This is a genomic window from Pseudomonas sp. WP18 (assembly GCF_036689585.1).
Taxonomy (GTDB): domain Bacteria; phylum Pseudomonadota; class Gammaproteobacteria; order Pseudomonadales; family Pseudomonadaceae; genus Aquipseudomonas; species Aquipseudomonas chlororaphis_E.
This window is the reverse complement of the sequence record NZ_CP144758.1, coordinates 2,011,344-2,031,921: the sequence shown is the minus strand read 5'-3', so window position 1 is coordinate 2,031,921 and position 20,578 is coordinate 2,011,344. Positions and strand designations below refer to the sequence as shown.

The window sequence follows — 20,578 nt, the reverse complement described above, 5'->3', positions numbered from 1 at the left end:
TAGCGCCACGCCACCCGCGCTTAAGTCCCAAACCTGCCCAAGGCTCGCCAGAGAATGCCCAAACCCGTAGATCCCCTACCGCCCCTGCCGCGTATCCAGGCGCTTGACCCGAAGCGGTCCGAGCAAAGCTGGGACAGTGCGCCACAGTTGCTGGCCGCGCTCAACGGTGCGCGGCTGGGCGCCTGGTCGTGGGACATCGAGACGGGCCAGATCAGTTGGTCCCGCGGAACCCAGGCACTCTTCGGCTTCGACCCGCGCCAACCGCTGCCGGCGGACATGGACTACCTGGACCTGTTGCTGCCCGAAGATCGCGCCCGGGCCATCCGCGCCTTTCGCGCCGCCGTGGCCGGCGCGCCGCTGGAACAGGCGATGCACCACCGCATCGTCTGGCCCGACGGCAGCCTGCACTGGCTGGAGATCAGTGGCAGCGTCCAGCCTGACAAACACGGGCGCCCGCGCATGATCGGGGTGATCCGCGAGATCACTCACCAGCGCCAACGCGAGCAGGCGTTGCGCAGCTCGGAGAAACGCTTCGCCACGCTGTTCCACCTGTGCCCGAACATGGTGCTGCTGACGCGCCAGGAAGACGGCCTGATCAGCGAGGTCAACCAGTACTTCGAAAGCCTGTTCGGCTGGCCGGTCCATGCCGTGATCGGCCGCACGACCCTGGAGCTGGGTCTGTGGGTAGACCCCAGCCAACGACAGAAACTGGTGCAGGCGACCAAGGCCAAGGGCGAACTGGTCAGCATGGAAGTGGAGTTCCGGGCCAGTAACGGCCAGATCCACAACGGCATCCTCAGCGCGCAGAAGGTCGAGCTCGAGGGCCAACCCTATCTGCTGAGCACCTTTCTCGACACCACCGAGCGCAAACTCGCCGAACAGGCCCTCAAGGACAGCCAGGAGCGCCTTGACCTGGCCCTCGACTCGGCGCAACTGGGCACCTGGGACTGGCACATTCCCAGCGGCATGCTCTACGGCTCCGCACGCGCCGCGCAATTGCATGGCCTGGAGCCCAAGGCGTTCCATGAATCGTTCGATGCGTTTTTCGAAGGGGTGCCCGATGAAGAACGCAACAATATGCGCAATGCCTACCGCAGCCTGCGCGAAGGCCCGGCAGGCAACTACCAACTGACCTACCGCGTGCAACTGCCGGACGGCAGCTCCCGCTACCTGGAAAGCCGCGCGCGCCTCTACCGCAACGAAGACGGCAGCCCCCTGCGCATGGCCGGCACGCTGCTGGACATCACCGACCAGGTCGAGCGCGAACAGAGCCTGGCGGCCTCGGAAGAGAAATTCGCCACGCTGTTCCAGGTCAGTCCCGACCCGATTTGCGTGACCCACCAGGACAGCGGCCGGTTCCTGGAGATCAACTCCAGCTTCACCCAGACCTTCGGCTGGAGCGCCAAGGACGTGATCGGCCTCAGCGCCGACGAAATCGGCCTCTGGGAAGCCTCGGGCAGCAGCCTGCAGCGCATCGAACGAGTGATTCGCGAGCAATCGCTGAGCAATGTCGCCATCGTCGTCCACCACAAGGACGGCCAGCCACTGACCTGCGTGATCTCCAGCCGGCAGATCAACGTCGGCAACCAGCCCTGTATCGTCACCACCCTGCGCGATATCACCCACCAGCAGCGCTCGGAAGCGGCCCTGAAGGCCAGCGAGGAAAAATTCGCCAAGGCGTTTCACTCCAGCCCCGACGCCATCACCATCACCGAACGCGAAAGCGGCCGCTACCTGGAGATCAACGACGGCTTCTATCGCCTGACCGGCTACCGTGCCGACGAGGTGCTGGGCCGCACAGTCTATGAAGTGGGCATCTGGGCCGATGAAAAACAGCGCACGGCGTTGCTGGCCGAGCTGCAACTCAAGGGCCGCGTGCACCACCGGGAAATGCTCGGGCGCAACAAGCGCGGGGAAATCCTCACGGTGGAGGTGTCCGTCGAGCCGATCACCCTGAACGAAACCGCCTGCCTGTTGCTCACCGCCCGAGACGTCAGCCTGCTGCGCAATGCCGAAGCGCAGATCCGCCACCTGGCCTACCACGACCCGCTGACCAACCTGCCCAACCGCGCCCTGTTGATGGACCGCCTGAGCCAACAGATCGCCCTGCTCAAGCGCCACAACCTGCGCGGTGCCCTGCTGTTTCTCGACCTGGACCATTTCAAGCACATCAACGACTCCCTCGGCCACCCCGTGGGCGACACCGTGCTGAAGATCATCACGGCGCGACTGGAGGCCAGCGTACGCCTGGAAGACACCGTGGCCCGACTTGGCGGCGACGAGTTCGTCGTGCTGCTCAGCGGGCTGGAGGGCAACCGTGCCGCCGTCAGCGAGCAAGTGCAGAAACTGGCCGACACCCTGCGTGAGCTGCTCTCGGAGCCGATGTTCCTCGATGGCCAGCGCCTGCAAGTCACGCCGAGCATCGGCATGGCGCTGATTCCCGACCACGGCTCCACGCCCGCCGACCTGCTCAAGCGCGCCGACATTGCGCTGTACCGCGCCAAGGATTCAGGGCGCAACACTTCGCAGATGTTCCACGCCACCATGCAAAAAGCCGCCAGCGAACGGCTGCGAATGGAAACCGACCTGCGCCAGGCCCTGGCCCGTGGCGAATTCAGCCTGCACTTCCAGCCCCAGGTCGACGCCCGGGACAACCGCATCGTCGGCGCCGAAGCCCTGGTTCGCTGGCATCACCCGGAACTGGGTGCCCAGTCGCCCAACGAGTTCATCAAGGTGCTGGAAGACAGCGGCCTGATCCTCGAAGTCGGGACCTGGATCCTCGATGAGGCCTGTGTCGGCTTCAAGGACCTGATCGCCCGGGGCAGGATCGACCCGCGGCGATTCAGCCTGTGCGTGAACATCAGCCCCCGGCAGTTCCGCCAGAGCGACTTCGTCGAACGCATCGAAAGCAGCCTGGTCACCCACGGCCTGCCCTTTTCCATGCTCAAACTGGAGATCACCGAAGGCATCGTGATCCAGAACCTGGACGACACCATCGGCAAGATGCGCCGGCTGAAAAAACTGGGGGTGAGTTTCGCCATGGACGACTTCGGCACCGGCTACTCATCACTGACCTACCTCAAGCGCCTGCCGGTAGACACGCTGAAAATCGACCAGTCGTTCGTGCGCGACGCCACCTGCGACCCCAACGACGCTGAAATCATCCGCGCCATCGTCGCCATGGCCCACAGCCTGAACCTGGAAATGATCGCCGAAGGCGTGGAAACCCTGGAACAACTGCAATTCCTGCAAGGGCTCGACTGCCATCTGTACCAGGGCTACCTGCACAGCCGGCCGCTGCCGCTGGAGGCGTTTGAACGGCTGCTGCCCTGAAGGTGAAAGGCTGGACATGAAAAAGGGCGCCTTTCGGCGCCCTTTTTCAGTGGCGATGCATCAGTTCTGCAACGCAGGTTGTTGCTGCACCCCGTTGATTGGGATGCGCTTGGCTTTCGCCTCTTCCGGGATGACCCGCAACAGGTCGATGCTCAACAGACCGTTGCTCAGGCCAGCGGACTTGATCTCGATATGATCCGCCAACCGGAAGGACAGCTTGAATGCACGCTGGGCGATGCCCTGGTGCAAGTAGGTCACGCTGTCGTTGCTGGCCTCGCGCTTACCGCCGCTGATGGTCAGCACACCTTTTTCCACCTGCAGGTCCAGGTCTTCTTCCCGGAAACCTGCGGCGGCGACCACGATACGGTATTGATCATCACCGTATTTTTCCACGTTGTAGGGTGGATAGCTGCTGCCTGGTTCGTTGCGCAGCGCGGTTTCGAACAAGTCGTTGAAACGGTCGAAACCTACCGAGGAACGGAACAGTGGGGCCAGCGAAAATGCAGTACTCATGATTCAAATCTCCTGAAAAATTCAGCAAGGTTTTTTGTCTCCGCGACCCGAATTCGGCATCGCGTAACCCCTATCTAGGGGCCGCCAAATACTTTTCAAGAGCTTTTTTTGAAATTTTTTTCAGGCCGCTTCCGTGCGCTTCACACCCAACAAATGCCCCACCGCTTCCAGCTCGGTCTCCCGGCGCAACGCACTGAACAACGTCACCGCCTCGGGGTAATTGCGCGTCAGCATCGCCAGCCACTGCTTCAATCGGCCAGGGGCCTGGCGGGGCGTCAGTTGCTCGACCACTTGCCCCCAAAAATCTTGCAGCATCGGTTGCAGTTCGGCCCAGGACATCGGCACCACTTCTTCGCCGGCCCGGGCAGCGGCAATCTGCCGAGCCAGGTCTGGACGGGAAACCAGGCCGCGACCGAGCATGATGTCGTCGACGCCACTGATTTCGCGGCAACGCCGCCAATCCTCGACACTCCAGATATCGCCATTGGCGAACACCGGCACCTTGACCACGTCCTGGACTCGGGGAATCCATTCCCAATGAGCCGGTGGCTTGTAGCCGTCGGTCTTGGTCCGCGCATGCACCACGATGTGCTCTGCACCGCCCTCGGCCAGCGCCGTGGCACACACCAGCGCGCCGTCCGGGCTGTCGAAGCCCAGGCGCATCTTGGCGGTTACCGGAATGTGCCGGGGCACTGCGCGGCGTACGTGTTCGACGATCTGGTTGAGCAGTTCCGGCTCCTTGAGCAAGACCGCCCCACCGCGGGATTTGTTCACGGTCTTGGCCGGGCACCCGAAGTTCAGGTCGATCACCTCAGAGCCCAGCTCGCAGGCCAACGCTGCGTTCTCCGCCAGGCACACCGGGTCGGACCCCAGCAATTGCACCCGTAGCGGCACGCCGGCGGCGGTCCGAGCCTGGGTCAGCAGCTCCGGGGCGAGCTTATGAAAGTACGCCGGCGTGAGCAGGCGATCGTTGACGCGGATGAACTCGGTGACGCACCAGTCGATTCCGCCAACGCGGGTCAGAACATCGCGCAGGATGTTGTCGACCAACCCCTCCATGGGCGCCAGGGCAATTTGCATGAAACACACACTCAACGGAAAAACGTGCGGCAGTTTACCGGATTTTGCCCACATATCCGGCATTCAGCATAAATCCCTGTGGGAGCGGGCTTGCTCGCGAAAGCGGTGGGTCAGTTTGCATTGATGTTGAATGTACCGCCGCATTCGCGGGCAAGCCCGCTCCCACAGGTTGATCGTTGGCGGACACAGGATGTGTGTCCACCGTAAATCCTTTGTGGGAGCGGGCTTGCCCGCGAAGGCGGTGGGTCAGCTGGTGATGACATCAGGCGCGACCTGGGACTCCAGCGCCGGGCCGTATCCGTCGATGAACTCCGCCGGCATGCGCTTGGGCCTGCCGCTGGACAGCTCGATGCAGACAAAGGTGGTTTGGGCCCGCAGCAAAGTGGCGTTGTCACGGGGGCGGACCAGTTGGAAGTGCCGGGTCATCTTCAGGCGCTGGTCCCAGTCGACGATCCAGGTGGCCAGTTGCAGCTCATCGCCCTCATAGGCCGCCGCCAGGTAATCGATTTCATGCCGCACCACCGCCATGGCGCGGTCCAGGCGCCGGTATTCCACCAGATCCAACCCCAGGCGCTGTGAGTGGCGCCAGGCGCAACGTTCGAGCCAGCTGACGTACACCGCGTTGTTGGCGTGACCCAGCCCGTCGATGTCCTCGGCATTCACTTGAAGATCAATGATGAACGGCGTTGCCCGATCCCAGCCCATGCCCCTCTCCCGGTCGAATATGGATCGGGGCAGTGTACCGGATGCTCAAGCCGATTGCCGCGCCTGCAAACTGCGCCCGGCCAGCAGGGACAGCACCCCGTCGATGACCCGCGGATCAGCCAGTACCCGCTGGTGCCCACCCTGGGGCAGCCGCAGCAGGCGACTGTCGAACCAGGCCTCATGAATCACCTGCGACTCTTTGACCGAGACCGACGTATCGTCCTCGGCATGGACGATCAACCCTGGGATGTCCAATTGGTAGTGCGCCACGTCCATCTTCGAGGCCGGCATGCCTACGTCGAGTTCCACCTGACGGATGAATGCCGAACGTGCCTGGGGCGGCAGGCCCATCATCCGGGCAAAGCCGCGCAATATGCCAAGAATGCGCGCGGGGGCGGCGATGCTCACCAGCGTCTCGGTGCGTAACCCCAACTGGACCGCCAGCATGGCGCTGGCACCGCCCATTGAATGACCGATCACTGCTTGCAGCGGCGGCAGTTCCGCGGCGGCTTCAAGCATGGCCCGGGCAAACAACAGGACATTCGCCTCGCGCCCCGGCGAACGGCCATGGGCCGGACCATCCAGCGCCACCACCGTGTAGCCGGCGTCCACCAGCGCCGTGATCAGCGCCGCGAACTGCGTGGGCCGCCCTTCCCAGCCATGCATCAGCAGGACGGTCGGGCCTTTGCCCCAACGCAGGGCCGAAAGCCCGAAGCGCAAGGTGATGCGCTCGGACGTTGCCAGCAATGGCAGTTCCCAGTCCCGTGGCGGCAGGTTTCGCGGACGCATGAACAGCGAGCGCATTTTCTTCGCCACCAGGCGCGGCGCTACCCGCCCAAGCGTGCCATTGACACCACGAATCCAGCTCAACCTGTCCATTGCTCATCTCCAGGGCTTGCGCCTTAGCTCATCGCACCGCCGATTTGGCAGCGCGCAGCAAACGATCCGATAACTCTCCAGGGCCCAGCGCCCGCGCCAGGGACAAGCCGCCGACCATCAGGGCGATGTCGGCCAAGGCCTTGTCGGTGTCTTCGGGGCTGGCCGCCAACTGCGCAGCCATGAGTTCTATGTGTTCATTGAGCACCGCGCGAAACTCATCCGGCAGGCGTCCGAGCTCACCCACCGAGGCCGGGATCGGGCAGGCTTGTTCGCTGGAGTCGCGGTGCTTGCGCGACAGGTAGAACGCCGCCGACAGCGTGCGCCGCTCTTCACCGGTCAGCCCTGCGTCCAGGCCGGCGATCAAGTCGCGACGATGGCTGAGCAACTGCTTGAACGCCTCCAGCATCAGGGCATCCTTGCTTTCGAAGTGCGCATAGAAGCCGCCCACCGTCAGACCCGCCGCGCCCATCACCTCACCCACGCTCGGCTCGGCCGGGCCATGCTTGATCAACGCCGCACTGGCGGCCTTGAGAATGCGTTCGCGGGTTTGTGCCTTCTTATCGCTCATCGTCGCCTCCGAATATTACGATTGAAATATTATCCGTATAATAATTTTCCGCAAGCGGAATATCTGCCCGTCGGTCAGAAGCCTGTTTTCAAAGGTTAGGAGAATTGGCCGAACGCCAGACAAACAAAAGGGCCATTCAAGAATTGAATGACCCTTATAAAATCCCGCAGAGCGGGTAATCGTGGCGTCCCCTAGGGGACTCGAACCCCTGTTACCGCCGTGAAAGGGCGGTGTCCTAGGCCACTAGACGAAGGGGACACAAACCTTCTGAACATGATCAGCGCTGAGAACTGATCGCTTCAAGGCCGGTGTGGCCAGACCTTGAAGTGTAAATTGGTGGAGCTAGACGGGATCGAACCGTCGACCTCTTGCATGCCATGCAAGCGCTCTCCCAGCTGAGCTATAGCCCCAGGTTTTTCGCCTCGCGGCGGAGCGACATCTTGCAACATCGCTTCTGTAAAACTGGCGTCCCCTAGGGGACTCGAACCCCTGTTACCGCCGTGAAAGGGCGGTGTCCTAGGCCACTAGACGAAGGGGACGCAAACCCTTCTATACCACTGATCAACGCTGAGTGTTGATCGCTTCGAGGCCGGTGTGGCCAGACCTCGAAGTGTAAATTGGTGGAGCTAGACGGGATCGAACCGTCGACCTCTTGCATGCCATGCAAGCGCTCTCCCAGCTGAGCTATAGCCCCTCATCGCTGAGGACGGGGCGAATCTTAAGGGCGTATCGGAGGGCTGTCAAATTTATTTTCAACAAATTTGAAAATTTTTTGCCGGGATAACAATCACTTACCGACAAACCCCGGAAAACCGGGGTGTGCCCTGCCTCATCGACCGCTTAAGCGATCGCGCCCAGCAGTTTTTCCCACTCCTTGTTTTCCTTTTTCGACACGCCGCCGAGCAGATCAATGGCCTGGCGCAGGCGGAAACGGGTCAGGTCCGGCCCGAGGATTTCCATCGCATCGAGCACCGACACAGAACTGGCCTGGCCCGTGATGGCGGCGAACATCAGCGGCATGGCATCACGCAGCTTCAACTCCAGGGACTCGACCACGGCCTGGATGGTCGCAGTGATGCTGTCCTTCTCCCATTGGCGCAAGCTCTCAAGCTTCCACAGGATGAGTTGCATCAACTGGCGCACTTGGTCGCCCGAAAGTTTCTTCGATTCGAACAGCTTCGCATCCGGCGTCACGCCACCGGCAAAGAAGAAGCCGGCCAGCGGTGCGATCTGACTGAAGGTCTCCACCCTGCCCTGCACATGAGGGGCGATCTTCATCATGTAGTCGGGGTTCAGCGCCCATTTCTGCACGCGCGCGGCGAACTCTTCCACCGGCAGGTCCCGCAGCCACTGGCCGTTGAGCCAGGACAGTTTCTCGATGTCGAAGATCGGGCCGCCCAGGGAAACACGCGACAGGTCGAAGTGCTCGACCATTTCCTGTAGCGAGAACTTCTCGCGCTCGTCCGGCATCGACCAGCCCATGCGCCCCAGGTAATTGAGCATCGCCTCGGGCATGAAGCCCATGCGCTCGTAGAACGTCACCGAAGTCGGGTTCTTGCGCTTGGACAGCTTGCTCTTGTCCGGGTTACGTAGCAGCGGCATGTAGCACAGTTGCGGTTGTTCCCAGCCGAAATACTCGTAGAGCAGGATCAGTTTCGGCGCCGATGGCAGCCATTCCTCACCGCGCAACACGTGGGTGATGCCCATCAGGTGGTCGTCGACCACGTTGGCCAGGAAGTACGTCGGCAGGCCGTCGGTCTTCATCAGCACTTGCATGTCCATGCGATCCCACGGGATCTCGACGTCGCCACGCAGCATGTCCGGGACCACGCAGACGCCCTCGGACGGCACCTTCATGCGGATCACATGGGGCTCGCCAGCGGCCAGGCGGCGGGCGACTTCTTCCTTGGACAGCAGCAACGCACGCCCGTCATAGCGCGGGGTTTCGCCGCGGGCCATCTGCTCGGCGCGCATCTGGTCCAGCTCTTCGGCGGTACAGAAACACGGGAACGCATGCCCCATGTCCACCAGTTGCTGGCAGTACTGCTGGTAGATCGCACCGCGCTCGCTCTGGCGATACGGACCATGGGGACCGCCCACATCCGGGCCTTCGCTCCAGTCGATCCCCAGCCAGCGCAGGGCGTCGAAAATCTGCTGTTCGGACTCACGGGTCGAACGCAACTGATCGGTGTCCTCGATGCGCAGGATGAACTCACCGCCGTGCTGCTTGGCAAAGCAATAGTTGAACAAAGCGATGTAGGCGGTGCCGACATGGGGATCGCCAGTGGGCGAAGGCGCGATGCGGGTGCGGACGGTGGTCATGGCATGTCTCGGAAAAGAAGATAAAAGCGGAGGTCAAACAGGGGGCGAATGGTAACAGGCGATGGCGGGCGGGCTCCAGTGAGAGCGGGATTTGTGTGGCTCGTCGTCGGACCGAGTCGCGCCCATCGCGAGCAAGCTCGCTCCCACAGAAGACCGCTTGCAGCCTGGACGACGCGGCCCACTGTGGGAGCGAGCTTGCTCGCGATGAGGCCCTTAAGGTCGCCACACAACCTCAGACAGCCAGCAACCGCTCACGCAACTTGCCGATCTCGTCGCGCAGTTGCGCCGCCGCTTCGAACTCCAGGTCCCGGGCCAGTTGGTACATCTTTTCTTCCAACTGCCGGATGCGTTTGGTGATTTCGCTCGGCGAGCGCAGTTCGGCTTCGTAGCGGGCGCTTTCCTCGGCGACTTTCGCCATGCCCTTGCGCTTCTTGCTGCGAGAGCCGGGCACGGTGGCGCCTTCCATGATGTCGGCGACGTCCTTGAACACCCCTTTTGGCGTGATCCCATTGGCCAGGTTGAAGGCAATCTGCTTGTCGCGGCGCCGTTCCGTCTCGCCGATGGCCCGCTCCATGGAACCGGTGATGCGATCGGCATAGAGAATCGCCCGGCCGTTGAGGTTACGCGCGGCCCGACCGATGGTCTGGATCAGCGAACGCTCGGAACGCAGGAAGCCTTCCTTGTCGGCGTCCAGGATCGCCACGAGCGACACTTCCGGCATGTCCAGGCCTTCGCGCAGCAAGTTGATGCCCACCAGCACATCGAAGGTGCCCAGGCGCAGATCGCGGATGATCTCAACCCGCTCCACCGTGTCGATGTCCGAGTGCAGGTAACGTACCCGCACGCCGTGGTCGGCCAGGTAGTCGGTGAGGTCTTCGGCCATGCGCTTGGTCAGCGTGGTGACCAGCACCCGCTCTTCCAGAGCCACGCGTTTGGTGATTTCCGAGAGCAAGTCGTCGACCTGGGTCAAGGCCGGCCGCACCTCGACCTGCGGGTCCACCAGGCCGGTCGGTCGCACCACCTGCTCGACCACCCGCCCCGCGTGCTCGGCCTCGTAGTTGCCCGGGGTCGCCGAGACGAAAATCGTCTGCGGGCTGACGCTTTCCCACTCATCGAAGCGCATCGGCCGGTTGTCCAGTGCCGACGGCAGGCGGAAGCCGTACTCCACCAGGGTTTCCTTGCGCGAGCGGTCGCCTTTGTACATCGCGCCGACCTGGGGCACGCTGACGTGGGACTCGTCGATCACCAGCAAGGCATCGGCCGGCAGGTAGTCGTAGAGCGTGGGCGGCGCAGCACCCGCCGGACGCCCCGACAGGTAGCGCGAGTAGTTCTCGATACCGTTGCAATAGCCCAGCTCGAGGATCATCTCCAGGTCGAAACGGGTTCGCTGCTCCAGGCGCTGGGCCTCCACCAGCTTGTTGTTCGTGCGCAGGTATTCCAGGCGCTCCTGCAGCTCGGCCTTGATCCCTTCGATGGCGTCCAGCAGGGTTTCCCGTGGCGTGACGTAGTGACTCTTGGGGTAGAAGGTGAACCGTGGCAGCTTGCGGATCACCTCCCCCGTCAGCGGGTCGAACGCCGAGAGGCTCTCTACTTCATCGTCGAACAGCTCGATGCGGATCGCTTCCAGGTCCGATTCGGCCGGATAGATATCGATCACGTCACCGCGCACCCGGAACGTCGCCCGGGCGAAATCCATGTCGTTGCGGGTGTATTGCAGATCCGCCAGGCGGCGCAGCAAGGCGCGCTGGTCGAGTTTGTCGCCACGGTCCACGTGCAAGACCATCTTCAGATAGGTTTCCGGGCTGCCCAAGCCGTAGATGCACGAGACGGTGGTGACGATGATCGCATCCTTGCGTTCCAGCAGCGCCTTGGTCGCCGACAGTCGCATCTGTTCGATGTGGTCGTTGATCGAGGCGTCCTTCTCGATGAAGGTGTCCGACGACGGCACGTACGCCTCGGGCTGGTAGTAGTCGTAGTAAGAGACGAAGTACTCCACCGCGTTGTTGGGGAAAAACGCCTTGAACTCGCCATACAACTGAGCCGCGAGGGTCTTGTTCGGCGCCAGCACCAGGGTCGGGCGCTGCACCTGGGCGATCACGTTGGCGATGCTGAAGGTCTTGCCCGACCCGGTCACACCGAGCAGCGTCTGGTGCGCCAGCCCGGCCTCGATGCCTTCGACCATCAGGCGGATGGCTTCCGGCTGGTCGCCGGCGGGCTGAAATCGGGTGACTAGCTGGAATTCAGACATGACATAACCCCTGGATTCACTCCTGCTGGCCAACCAACAGGAACGAGAAAGACCGAAACGACTGATGTCGCCCGAGGAAAAAACTGGAATGCACACAATGTGGAGGTGAATGCCTTCGCTTTCAAGACGAACGTCCTACACGCCTTGCAGACTTTGACGTCGAGAAGAGACTAACGGTCGAAAAAAATCGAAAATACTTACCGTAAAAACCGAATCGCCTGTCGCCCTGCCCTGTGATGGCCTCTATACTAGCTCCCCGTTTGTGCACCGCTCTAGTGCATCCGGCTGGAGCGCGACACGTCCCCCCTCACTCCATTCAGAGCCGCGCAATAATGAGCCTGTTTTCCGCTGTCGAATTGGCACCCCGCGATCCCATCCTGGGCCTCAACGAAGCATTCAACGCCGATACCCGTACCAATAAGGTCAACCTGGGCGTGGGTGTTTACTGCAACGAGGAGGGGCGCATTCCACTCCTGCGCGCCGTGGTCGAAGCCGAGACGATTCGCGTGGCTCAGCATGTCTCGCGCGGCTACCTGCCGATCGACGGCATCGCGGCCTACGACCAGGCGGTCCAGACCCTGCTGTTCGGCAAGGACTCCCCGCTGATCGCCGCCGGCCGTGTCATCACCACCCAGGCGGTCGGTGGCACTGGCGCCCTGAAGATCGGCGCAGACTTCCTCAAGCAACTGCTGCCCGACGCCGTCGTGGCCATCAGCGACCCGAGCTGGGAAAACCACCGCGCGCTGTTCGAGACCGCCGGCTTCCCGGTGCAGAACTATCGCTACTACGACGCCGCCACCCATGACGTGAACCGCACCGGCTTGCTGGAAGACCTCAACGCCCTGCCCGACCGCTCGATCATCGTGCTGCACGCCTGCTGCCACAACCCGACCGGCGTGGACCTGAGCCCGCAAGACTGGAAAAACGTGCTGGCCGTGGTCAAGGCCAAGAACCACGTTCCATTCCTGGACATGGCCTACCAGGGCTTTGGCGCGGGCATCGACGAAGACGCCGCGGCCGTGCGCCTGTTCGCCGAGTCGGGCCTGACCTTCTTCGCCTCCAGCTCGTTCTCCAAGTCGTTCTCCCTGTACGGCGAGCGCGTAGGCGCCCTGTCGATCGTCAGCGAGTCGAAAGAAGAAAGCGCCCGCGTGCTGTCCCAGGTCAAGCGCGTGATCCGCACCAACTACTCCAACCCACCGACCCACGGCGCCAGCATCGTTGCCGCCGTGCTCAACAGCCCTGAGCTGCGCGCCCAGTGGGAAGCGGAACTGGGCGAAATGCGCCTGCGGATTCGTGGTATGCGCACCCAGATGGTGGACATGCTGGCCAAAGCCGCGCCGCAGCATGACTTCAGCTTCGTCGCGCGCCAGAGCGGGATGTTTTCCTATTCCGGCCTGACCGTTGAACAAGTCACCCGCCTGCGCAACGAGTTCGGCATCTATGCCCTGGACACCGGCCGCATCTGCGTGGCGGCGCTGAACCAGAACAACATCGGCGCGGTGACCCAGGCCATCGTCCAGGTGATCTGAGGCTTGCTCATTAAAAGCAGAACCAGGTGAGATCTGTGGGAGCGGGCTTGCTCGCGAAGGCGATATGTCAGTTGAAATATTCTTAGCTGACACACCGTATTCGCGAGCAAGCCCGCTCCCACAGCGTTTTTATGTTTCTTGCATTTAAGGCTGGCTGAAGCGGTAACAGGTGAGCAATGGACCGCTGACCGCCCCTGCAACGCGCCAATCATCACCCAAAGCTTGACTTCTCTTTTCCAATCAGTAACATACGCGCCATTCCGCGATAGCTCAGTTGGTAGAGCAAGTGACTGTTAATCACTGGGTCCCTGGTTCGAGTCCAGGTCGTGGAGCCAGACAGCAATAAAAAAGCCCCTGAATCGAAAGGTTCAGGGGCTTTTTCATGGGCCAAAGAAAAACGCTGCTGGCTGAAAAAGCTCGTCGAGGTCGCTACCGGAACAATAATCCGGCGCCAAAAAGGCATTATGGTCTGAATCCTGCTTTGTTTTCCTGCAACCCAGGCTGTCACGTGAGCGTCATGGCGGTGCCGCACACTGACGCTGTCCGTCAACAACAGCTTCATAACAACAAGGACGAAGCTATGCCCACGCAAAATCCCCATCGCATCGTTGGCCTGTGCACTTCCAGCAAGGTCTACAACGCGCTCACAGAACTCAAGCACCTAGAAGGCCACCGAACCGCCAAGTTCATTTCACTGCTGGCGGAGAACCTGGTGCGCAAAGGCGTGCTCCATGAGCAGGAAGTGGTGCACATGCTCGATCTGGTGGTCGATTGAGCGACATCGATTCCCACTATTGAGCCGGTTGATTTTTCGTTACCGCGGCTGAGTCGTAAGGTAACCCCATCGATTGATGGAGGTTCCCATGCCCAAGGTTCAAATCATGTCTGTCATTGGCAGTGCCGTCCCCGCCCCGCTCAGGGAGCGCGGTCTGCTGGCCTGCTGGTATCTGGTGCAAGATGGCGTAACCATCAGCGGCCCGCTGACTTCACTGCCCGCCGCCCAGGCCATGTCGCAACGCATCGGCCCGTACCTGCTGACCGCCTAGGGCAACTGCACCCGAGGCGCGGTTTCGACGAACAGCGCCCAGCACGACAGGAACAACGCGGCGATCAACGGGCCGATCACGAACCCGTTCAACCCGAACACCGCCAGCCCGCCCAACGTCGAGACCAGCACCATGTAGTCGGGCATCTTGGTGTCCTTGCCCACCAGGATCGGTCGCAGGAAGTTGTCCACCAGGCCGATCACGAATACCCCGAACAGTATCAGCACCACGCCCTGCCAGATGGCCCCCGAGAGCAGGAAGTACACGGCCACCGGCGCCCAGACCAGGCCTGCCCCCACCGCTGGCAGCAGCGACAGGAACGCCATCAGCACCGCCCAGGGCAACACCGTCGGAATGCCCAGGATCCAGAAGATCAACCCGCCCAGCGCGCCCTGGGTGATCGCCACCAGCAGGTTGCCTTTCACCGTCGCCCGCACCACGCGGTTGAATTTCAACTGCAGGCGCCGCTTCTGGTGTTCGGCCAGCGGCACCGCGGCACGCACCTTGCGCACCAGCTCAGGGCCATCGCGCAGAAAGAAGAACAGCAGGTACAGCATCACCGACAGGCTGACCAGGAACTGGAAAGTGCCCTGGCCGAAGCTGAACGCCTGGGTGGCGAAGAACTCACTGCCTTGCATGGCGCTCTTGACGATCTTGTCACGCAGGCCATTGAGGTTGCCCAGGCCAAAGCGGTCCAGCAGGTGCTGGAAGTACGGTGGTAACGCATCCTTGAAGCGGGCCAGGTAATCGGCAATGTCCAGCTCTCCGCTCTCCAGGCTCTTGTACAGCGCCGCGCCTTCCTGAACCAGCAGCAAGCCGATGACGATCACCGGCAAAATCGCGATCACCACGCACGTGCTCAGGGTGAACAACGAGGTGACGTTGCGCTGCCAGCCGAACTTCAGTTGCAGCCGCCGTTGCATCGGCGCAAAGACGATGCCCAGGATCACCGCCCAAAACACCGCGCCGTAGAATGGCAACAGGATCCAGATGAAAGCCAGGGTGACCAGGACCAGTAACAGCATCTGGGATTTGTTTTGCAGCATCTTTCGATTCATCAGCTTTCCATGTCCTGAGGCGGGTTACACATTAGTCAGCCAGGAATCGCCGGAGTGCCGTCGGTTCTGCGCTTGTGCCTTGATCCACATCAATAAGGCCCGGTCCGGCGTGGCGTACCCTCGCCGCTTTTTGCGACCGACGCCACCATGACCCTCGCCGCCCCTGAACTGCTCGCCCCCGCCGGCACCCTGAAGAACATGCGTTATGCCTTCGCCTACGGGGCGGACGCGGTGTACGCCGGTCAACCGCGCTACAGCCTGCGGGTGCGCAACAACGAATTCGACCACGCGAACCTGGCCCTGGGGATACGCGAAGCCCAGGCCATGGGTAAGCGCTTCTACGTGGTGGTGAACATCGCCCCGCACAACGCCAAGCTGCGGACCTTCCTCAAAGACCTGGAGCCGGTGATCGCCATGGCGCCGGACGCGCTGATCATGTCCGACCCGGGGTTGATCATGCTGGTACGCCGGCATTTCCCGCAGATGCCCATCCACTTGTCGGTGCAGGCCAATACCGTGAACTGGGCGAGCGTCGAGTTCTGGCAGCAACAGGGCTTGAGCCGGATCATCCTGTCCCGGGAGTTGTCCCTGGAGGAAATCGCCGAGATCCGCCAGCAGGTGCCGGCCATGGAACTGGAAGTTTTCGTCCATGGTGCGTTGTGCATGGCTTATTCGGGGCGCTGCCTGCTGTCGGGCTACCTGAACCGGCGCGACGCCAATCAGGGCAGTTGCACCAACGCTTGCCGCTGGAAGTATTCGGCGCAGCCGGCCACCGAGAACCTGGTGGGCGACATCGTGCAAACCTATACGCCCGAGCCGACCCTGGGCATCGGTGCCCCCACCGACCAGGTGTTCCTGCTCCAGGAGGCGAACCGGCCGGAGGAATCCATGCCAGCCTTCGAGGACGAGCACGGCACTTACATCATGAACGCTAAGGACCTGCGTGCCGTGCAGCACGTCGACCGGCTGGCGCGGATGGGCGTGCACTCACTGAAAATCGAAGGCCGCACCAAGTCGCACTTCTATTGCGCCCGCACCACCCAGGTGTACCGCCGGGCCATTGATGACGCGGTGTCCGGCCGCGACTTCGACCGCACCTTGATGACCGACCTGGAATCCCTGGCCCAACGCGGCTACACCGAAGGTTTCCTGCGACGCCATGTGCATGATGAGTATCAGAACTACCAGAACGGCAGTTCGGTGTCGGCGCGCCAGCAATTCGTCGGCGAGCTGACCGGCGAACGGCGCGAGCGCCTGGCCGAAGTGCGGGTGAAGAACCGCTTCGGCCTGGGAGACCATCTGGAACTGATGACCCCCAAGGGCAACTTTCATTTCGACCTGCACCAGTTGCAGGACATCAAAGGCCAGGGCATCGACGTCGCACCGGGGGACGGGCACGTGGTGTATGTGCCGATTCCAGATGCGGTGGACCTGCAGTTCGGGTTGTTGATGCGGGATGTGCGCTAGGCTCTGTTTGAAAAGTCTTGAGACGAAGGTCAGGCAAGGCGAAAACCGGAGAGGAAGCGGAGTTTACTGGAGTAAATGAGCATTCCGAGCCGGTTTTCAACGCAGCATGAACGAGTATCAAGGCTTTTCAGACAGAGCCTAGGCCTGGTGCTGCCGCCATTCCTTGTGAAAGCAAGTGGTGTGTCAGAAGTGAATACATTGCCTGACACGCTGCATTCGCGAGCAAGCCCGCTCCCACTGGGGCCAGTATTGGCCGTTGGACCGCGACAGGAACTGCCGAAGGCTGCGATCCTCCCCGACCGATAGGGCCCGGCTGCCCGGGCGTCACATCTGGATCGGGCGCGAAAGATCGCAGCCTTCGGCAGCTCCAGCCGGTCAGATGCGGAACTGGCCGACCAATTTGCCCAGGCGCTGGCCCAGCTCGTTGAGGCTGCGGGAGGTCTGGGCGCCGAGCTGGGTTTCGTCGGCAACATTGTCCACTGCGACGGCGATCTGATGCACGCTGCGGTTGATTTCCTCGGCCACCGCGGTCTGCTCTTCGGCGGCACTGGCGATCTGGGCGTTCATCGAGTTGATGGTGCCGATCAACTGCGCCATGGTGTCCAGGGACGCGCCCGCCTCGTTGGCCCGCACCGACGTGCCGTCGCCGGCCTCGCTGGAGCGGCGCATCGCCTCCACGGCAGCATGGGTGCCTGATTGCAGGCGGTCGATCATGCCCTGGATTTCCTGGGTGCTTTGCTGGGTCCGGCTGGCCAGGGCCCGCACCTCATCGGCCACCACCGCGAAGCCACGCCCCGCCTCCCCGGCACGCGCGGCCTCGATGGCGGCGTTGAGGGCCAGCAGGTTGGTCTGCTCGGCAATCGAACGAATCACCCCGAGCACGCTGACGATCGAGGACACGTCCTGTTGCAGGCTGTCCAGGGACACGCCGCTGCTGCGGATATCGTTCACCAACGCATGAATCTGCTGGATGCTACCGGCCACCACGCGCTTGGCCGACTGGCCTTCTTCGTCAGTCTGCTGGGCGGCGACGGCCGCGCCCTGGGCGCTGCGTGCCACTTCCTGGGCGGCCGAAGACATTTCGTTGATCGCCGTGGCGACCTGGTCGGTTTCGTGGCGCTGGCGCTCCATGGCCTGCTCCGAGCGCTGGGCCTGCTCGGACACTTGCGTCACCAGCCCGGTCAGTTGCGAGGTCATGTCGGTGATCTGCCGCACCAGGCCGTGGATCTTGTCGACGAAGCGGTTGAACGAACCGGCCAGTTGGCCGAGCTCGTCCTGGCTGGTGATCGCCAGGCGCCGGGTCAGGTCGCCCTCGCCCGCCGCGATGTCATCGAGGTTGTCCTTCATCAGGTGCAGCGGCCGCAGGATGGTGTTCGCCAGCAGCAGGCCCACCACGGCAATCACCAGCAACACCACGGCGGCGATGCCGACGATGCTCAGGATCACACCCTGCACGCGTTCATGGACCTTGGTCTCCACCAGGGCGACCTGGGCTTCGATGCCGTCCAGGTTGACCGAGCTACCGACCGCCATGTCCCACTTGGGCAGGTATTCGGTGTAGCCGAGCTTGGGCACCAGTTCCTGGCTGTTGGGCAGTGGCGAGCTGTATTCGAGGTAGTGGGTACCGTCCTTGGCGACTTTCACCAGGTCACGGTTGACGTAGACCCCGTTGGGATCGCGGTTGTCCTTGAAACTCTTGCCCACGCCGTCGGCGCTGTTGGCCTTGAACAGGCGCACGGTCTCGGAGTCGTAGCCGAAGAAGTAGCCGTCCTTGCCGTAGCTGATGTTCGACAGGAGCTTGATCGCCTGGGCCCGCGCCTCGTTGTCACCGGCAGCGGCGGCATCGTACAGCGGCTTGATGGCGGTCAACCCCACCGCCACGTAGTTCTGCAGCGTCGCCTTGGCCTCCGCGAGCAGGCGTTCGCGCGTCTGCTGCACCTCTTTGCCGGCCTGCTCCGTTAGGATGAAGGCCGTGGTCAGGCTGATGATCACCGCAGACAACAGGACCGGCAGTATTGCCAGGGACAGGACTTTAGCCTTCAGGCTCAGGCGCATGCTGTTCACTCTTGTTGGTGTTATTGGCGTGGTTAGCTGGGTTAGCGGCAGCGCACGGCAAAACTGTAGGACAAGGTGAAAAAGCTTGGCGCGAATGGTCTACCGATTTGTCATCGGATTTAATGGCCTCTTCGCGAGCAAGCCCGCTCCCACACTGGACTGCTGGCAGCACCTATTGGGTGTTCACAGCAGATCTTTTGTGGGAGCGGGCTTGCTCGCGAAGGGTTCGGCTCGGTCCTGAGCCTGTTTGAATATCCCTTACAACACCATCGCCGCCACCCAACCAAACGCCAGCAAGGGCAGGTTGTAGTGGATGAAGGTCGGGACCACCGTGTCCCAGATATGATGGTGCTGGCCGTCGATGTTCAGGCCGGAGGTCGGGCCCAGGGTCGAGTCCGAGGCAGGCGAGCCGGCATCGCCCAGGGCACCGGCGGTGCCGACGATGCAGACGATCGCCAGTGGGCTGAAGCCCAGTTGCAGGCACAGCGGGACGAAGATCGTCGCGAGGATCGGCACCGTGGAGAACGACGAACCGATCCCCATGGTCACCAGCAGCCCGACCAGCAGCATCATCAGCGCACCGATGCCCTTGTTGTGGCCGATCCAGGCCGCCGAGGCCTCCACCAGGCTCTGGACTTCACCCGTGGCCTTCATCACTTCGGCAAACCCCGAGGCGGCGATCATGATGAAACCGATCATCGCCATCATCTTCATGCCTTCGGTGAACAGGTCGTCGGTCTCACGCCAGCGCACCACGCCCGACAGGGAGAAAATCAGGAAGCCGACCAGGGCACCGATGATCATCGAGTCCACCAGCAACTGGATGGCGAACGCCGCCGCCACGGCCAACCCGGCCACCATCAGGCTCATCGGGTTGTAGCGCACCGCCACTTGCTCGACCCGGGCGATTTTCTTCAGGTCGTAGACGCGTTTCTTGCGGTAGCTGAACAACGACAGCAACAAGCCGAACACCATGCCCAACGCCGGGATGCCCATGGCGTGGGTGACGTTGATGCCGCTGACGTCCACACCGCTGCGGGCGATGTTGGCGAGCAGGATTTCATTGAGAAAGATGTTGCCAAAGCCCACCGGCAAAAACATGTAGGGAGTGATCAGGCCGAAGGTCATGACGCAGGCGATCAACCGGCGATCGAGTTGCAGCTTGGTCAGCACATAGAGCAGCGGTGGCACCAGCAGCGGGATGAAGGCGATGTGGATCGGCAGGATGTTCTGCGAGGCGACCGCGACGGTGCCCAACAGGCCGATGAGGACCCATTTGACGCCGGACCCGCCGGCGGCGTCCTGACGGTCCACCATGGCCAGGGCTTTGTCCGCCAGGGCGTGGGCCATGCCGGATTTGGCAATCGCCACGGCGAACGCGCCGAGCAACGCGTAGGACAGCGCCACCGTCGCACCGCCCCCAAGGCCGGCGTTGAACGCCTTGAGCGTCGCGTCGATGCCCAAGCCCCCGGTCAAGCCCCCCACCAGCGCGCCAATGATCAGCGCGATTACCACATGCACACGAGACAAGCTGAGCACCAGCATGATGCCAACCGCGGCAATTACTGCATTTATCATCGTTACCTCAAAGCACAGCGATGGAAAGCCACCGGACAAAAAGGGCGCGACTTTGCAGGAAGCGGCGGCAAGCTGCAAGGGCCAAGGTGGTGATTTGTGCCAGCCACAAAGCGCCGGGCCTCTCTCCGTCAAATGTGGGAGCGGGCTTGCCCGCGAAGGCGGTGTATCAGCTAAACATTCATGACTGACACTCCGCC

Annotated in this window: 15 protein-coding genes and 5 tRNA genes; 6 read left to right on the top strand and 14 right to left on the bottom strand. The window is 62.3% G+C overall.

Annotation, left to right across the window (positions count from 1 at the left end):
• The first annotated feature begins 54 nt into the window (after positions 1-54).
• Complete coding sequence (locus V5F23_RS08945; protein ID WP_042728360.1) at positions 55-3,333, top strand: bifunctional diguanylate cyclase/phosphodiesterase; 3,279 nt, start codon at positions 55-57, stop codon at positions 3,331-3,333.
• Positions 3,334-3,393: 60 nt separating this feature from the next.
• On the opposite strand, the gene V5F23_RS08940 is transcribed toward V5F23_RS08945, so the two are convergent.
• The 11 genes from V5F23_RS08940 to uvrB form a co-directional block, all read right to left on the bottom strand.
• Complete coding sequence (locus V5F23_RS08940; protein WP_042728359.1) at positions 3,394-3,846, bottom strand: Hsp20 family protein; 453 nt, start codon at positions 3,844-3,846, stop codon at positions 3,394-3,396.
• Between the two features lie 120 nt (positions 3,847-3,966).
• Entirely contained in the window at positions 3,967-4,926 is a 960-nt protein-coding gene (locus V5F23_RS08935) for a tRNA-dihydrouridine synthase (RefSeq protein WP_042728358.1), read from the bottom strand.
• A 246-nt stretch (positions 4,927-5,172) separates the two neighbouring features.
• Positions 5,173-5,631, bottom strand: a complete 459-nt coding sequence (locus V5F23_RS08930; protein WP_212803582.1) for a thioesterase family protein — start codon at positions 5,629-5,631, stop codon at positions 5,173-5,175.
• 45 nt (positions 5,632-5,676) lie between these two features.
• The gene (locus V5F23_RS08925) at positions 5,677-6,510 is read right to left on the bottom strand and encodes an alpha/beta fold hydrolase (RefSeq protein ID WP_042728356.1); all 834 of its coding nucleotides are present in this window, start codon (positions 6,508-6,510) and stop codon (positions 5,677-5,679) included.
• A 28-nt stretch (positions 6,511-6,538) separates the two neighbouring features.
• Positions 6,539-7,078: a TetR/AcrR family transcriptional regulator gene (locus V5F23_RS08920; RefSeq protein ID WP_042728355.1), complete on the bottom strand. Its 540-nt coding sequence runs from the start codon at positions 7,076-7,078 to the stop codon at positions 6,539-6,541.
• Between the two features lie 182 nt (positions 7,079-7,260).
• Positions 7,261-7,336 (bottom strand) — tRNA-Glu (locus V5F23_RS08915).
• Between the two features lie 76 nt (positions 7,337-7,412).
• Positions 7,413-7,488, bottom strand: a tRNA-Ala gene (locus tag V5F23_RS08910).
• A gap of 53 nt (positions 7,489-7,541) precedes the next feature.
• Positions 7,542-7,617 (bottom strand) — tRNA-Glu (locus tag V5F23_RS08905).
• Between the two features lie 79 nt (positions 7,618-7,696).
• Positions 7,697-7,772: transfer RNA gene (locus V5F23_RS08900), tRNA-Ala, on the bottom strand.
• 146 nt (positions 7,773-7,918) lie between these two features.
• Positions 7,919-9,400 (bottom strand): glutamate--tRNA ligase, encoded by a 1,482-nt coding sequence (gene gltX, locus V5F23_RS08895; RefSeq protein WP_042728354.1) that lies wholly within the window; start codon positions 9,398-9,400, stop codon positions 7,919-7,921.
• A 232-nt stretch (positions 9,401-9,632) separates the two neighbouring features.
• Positions 9,633-11,648 carry an excinuclease ABC subunit UvrB gene (gene uvrB / locus V5F23_RS08890; RefSeq protein ID WP_042728353.1) on the bottom strand — a complete coding sequence of 672 codons (2,016 nt, stop codon included), beginning with the start codon at positions 11,646-11,648 and terminating at the stop codon, positions 9,633-9,635.
• Positions 11,649-11,980: 332 nt separating this feature from the next.
• Between uvrB and V5F23_RS08885 the strand changes: the two genes are divergently transcribed.
• The 4 genes from V5F23_RS08885 to V5F23_RS08870 all read left to right on the top strand — a co-directional run bounded on the left by V5F23_RS08885 (position 11,981) and on the right by V5F23_RS08870 (position 14,223).
• Positions 11,981-13,177 (top strand): amino acid aminotransferase, encoded by a 1,197-nt coding sequence (locus V5F23_RS08885; protein WP_042728352.1) that lies wholly within the window; start codon positions 11,981-11,983, stop codon positions 13,175-13,177.
• 259 nt (positions 13,178-13,436) lie between these two features.
• Positions 13,437-13,512, top strand: a tRNA-Asn gene (locus V5F23_RS08880).
• Between the two features lie 245 nt (positions 13,513-13,757).
• Entirely contained in the window at positions 13,758-13,952 is a 195-nt protein-coding gene (locus V5F23_RS08875) for a hypothetical protein (RefSeq protein ID WP_042728351.1), read from the top strand.
• Positions 13,953-14,040: 88 nt separating this feature from the next.
• Positions 14,041-14,223 (top strand): hypothetical protein, encoded by a 183-nt coding sequence (locus tag V5F23_RS08870; RefSeq protein ID WP_042728350.1) that lies wholly within the window; start codon positions 14,041-14,043, stop codon positions 14,221-14,223.
• Here V5F23_RS08870 and V5F23_RS08865 read toward each other — a convergent pair.
• Positions 14,220-15,281 (bottom strand): AI-2E family transporter, encoded by a 1,062-nt coding sequence (locus V5F23_RS08865; RefSeq protein ID WP_042728349.1) that lies wholly within the window; start codon positions 15,279-15,281, stop codon positions 14,220-14,222. The two genes, V5F23_RS08870 and V5F23_RS08865, sit on opposite strands and share 4 nt — an antisense overlap.
• 147 nt (positions 15,282-15,428) lie before the next feature.
• Here V5F23_RS08865 and yegQ point away from each other — a divergent pair, with 147 nt between their 5' ends.
• Positions 15,429-16,748, top strand: a complete 1,320-nt coding sequence (gene yegQ / locus V5F23_RS08860) for a tRNA 5-hydroxyuridine modification protein YegQ (RefSeq protein ID WP_047737346.1) — start codon at positions 15,429-15,431, stop codon at positions 16,746-16,748.
• A gap of 375 nt (positions 16,749-17,123) precedes the next feature.
• On the opposite strand, the gene V5F23_RS08855 is transcribed toward yegQ, so the two are convergent.
• Positions 17,124-18,803, bottom strand: coding sequence for a methyl-accepting chemotaxis protein (locus V5F23_RS08855; RefSeq protein ID WP_042728347.1), 1,680 nt, complete (start codon positions 18,801-18,803; stop codon positions 17,124-17,126).
• A 258-nt stretch (positions 18,804-19,061) separates the two neighbouring features.
• Positions 19,062-20,378 (bottom strand): Na+/H+ antiporter NhaC family protein, encoded by a 1,317-nt coding sequence (locus V5F23_RS08850; protein ID WP_161796091.1) that lies wholly within the window; start codon positions 20,376-20,378, stop codon positions 19,062-19,064.
• Positions 20,379-20,578: the final 200 nt, after the last annotated feature.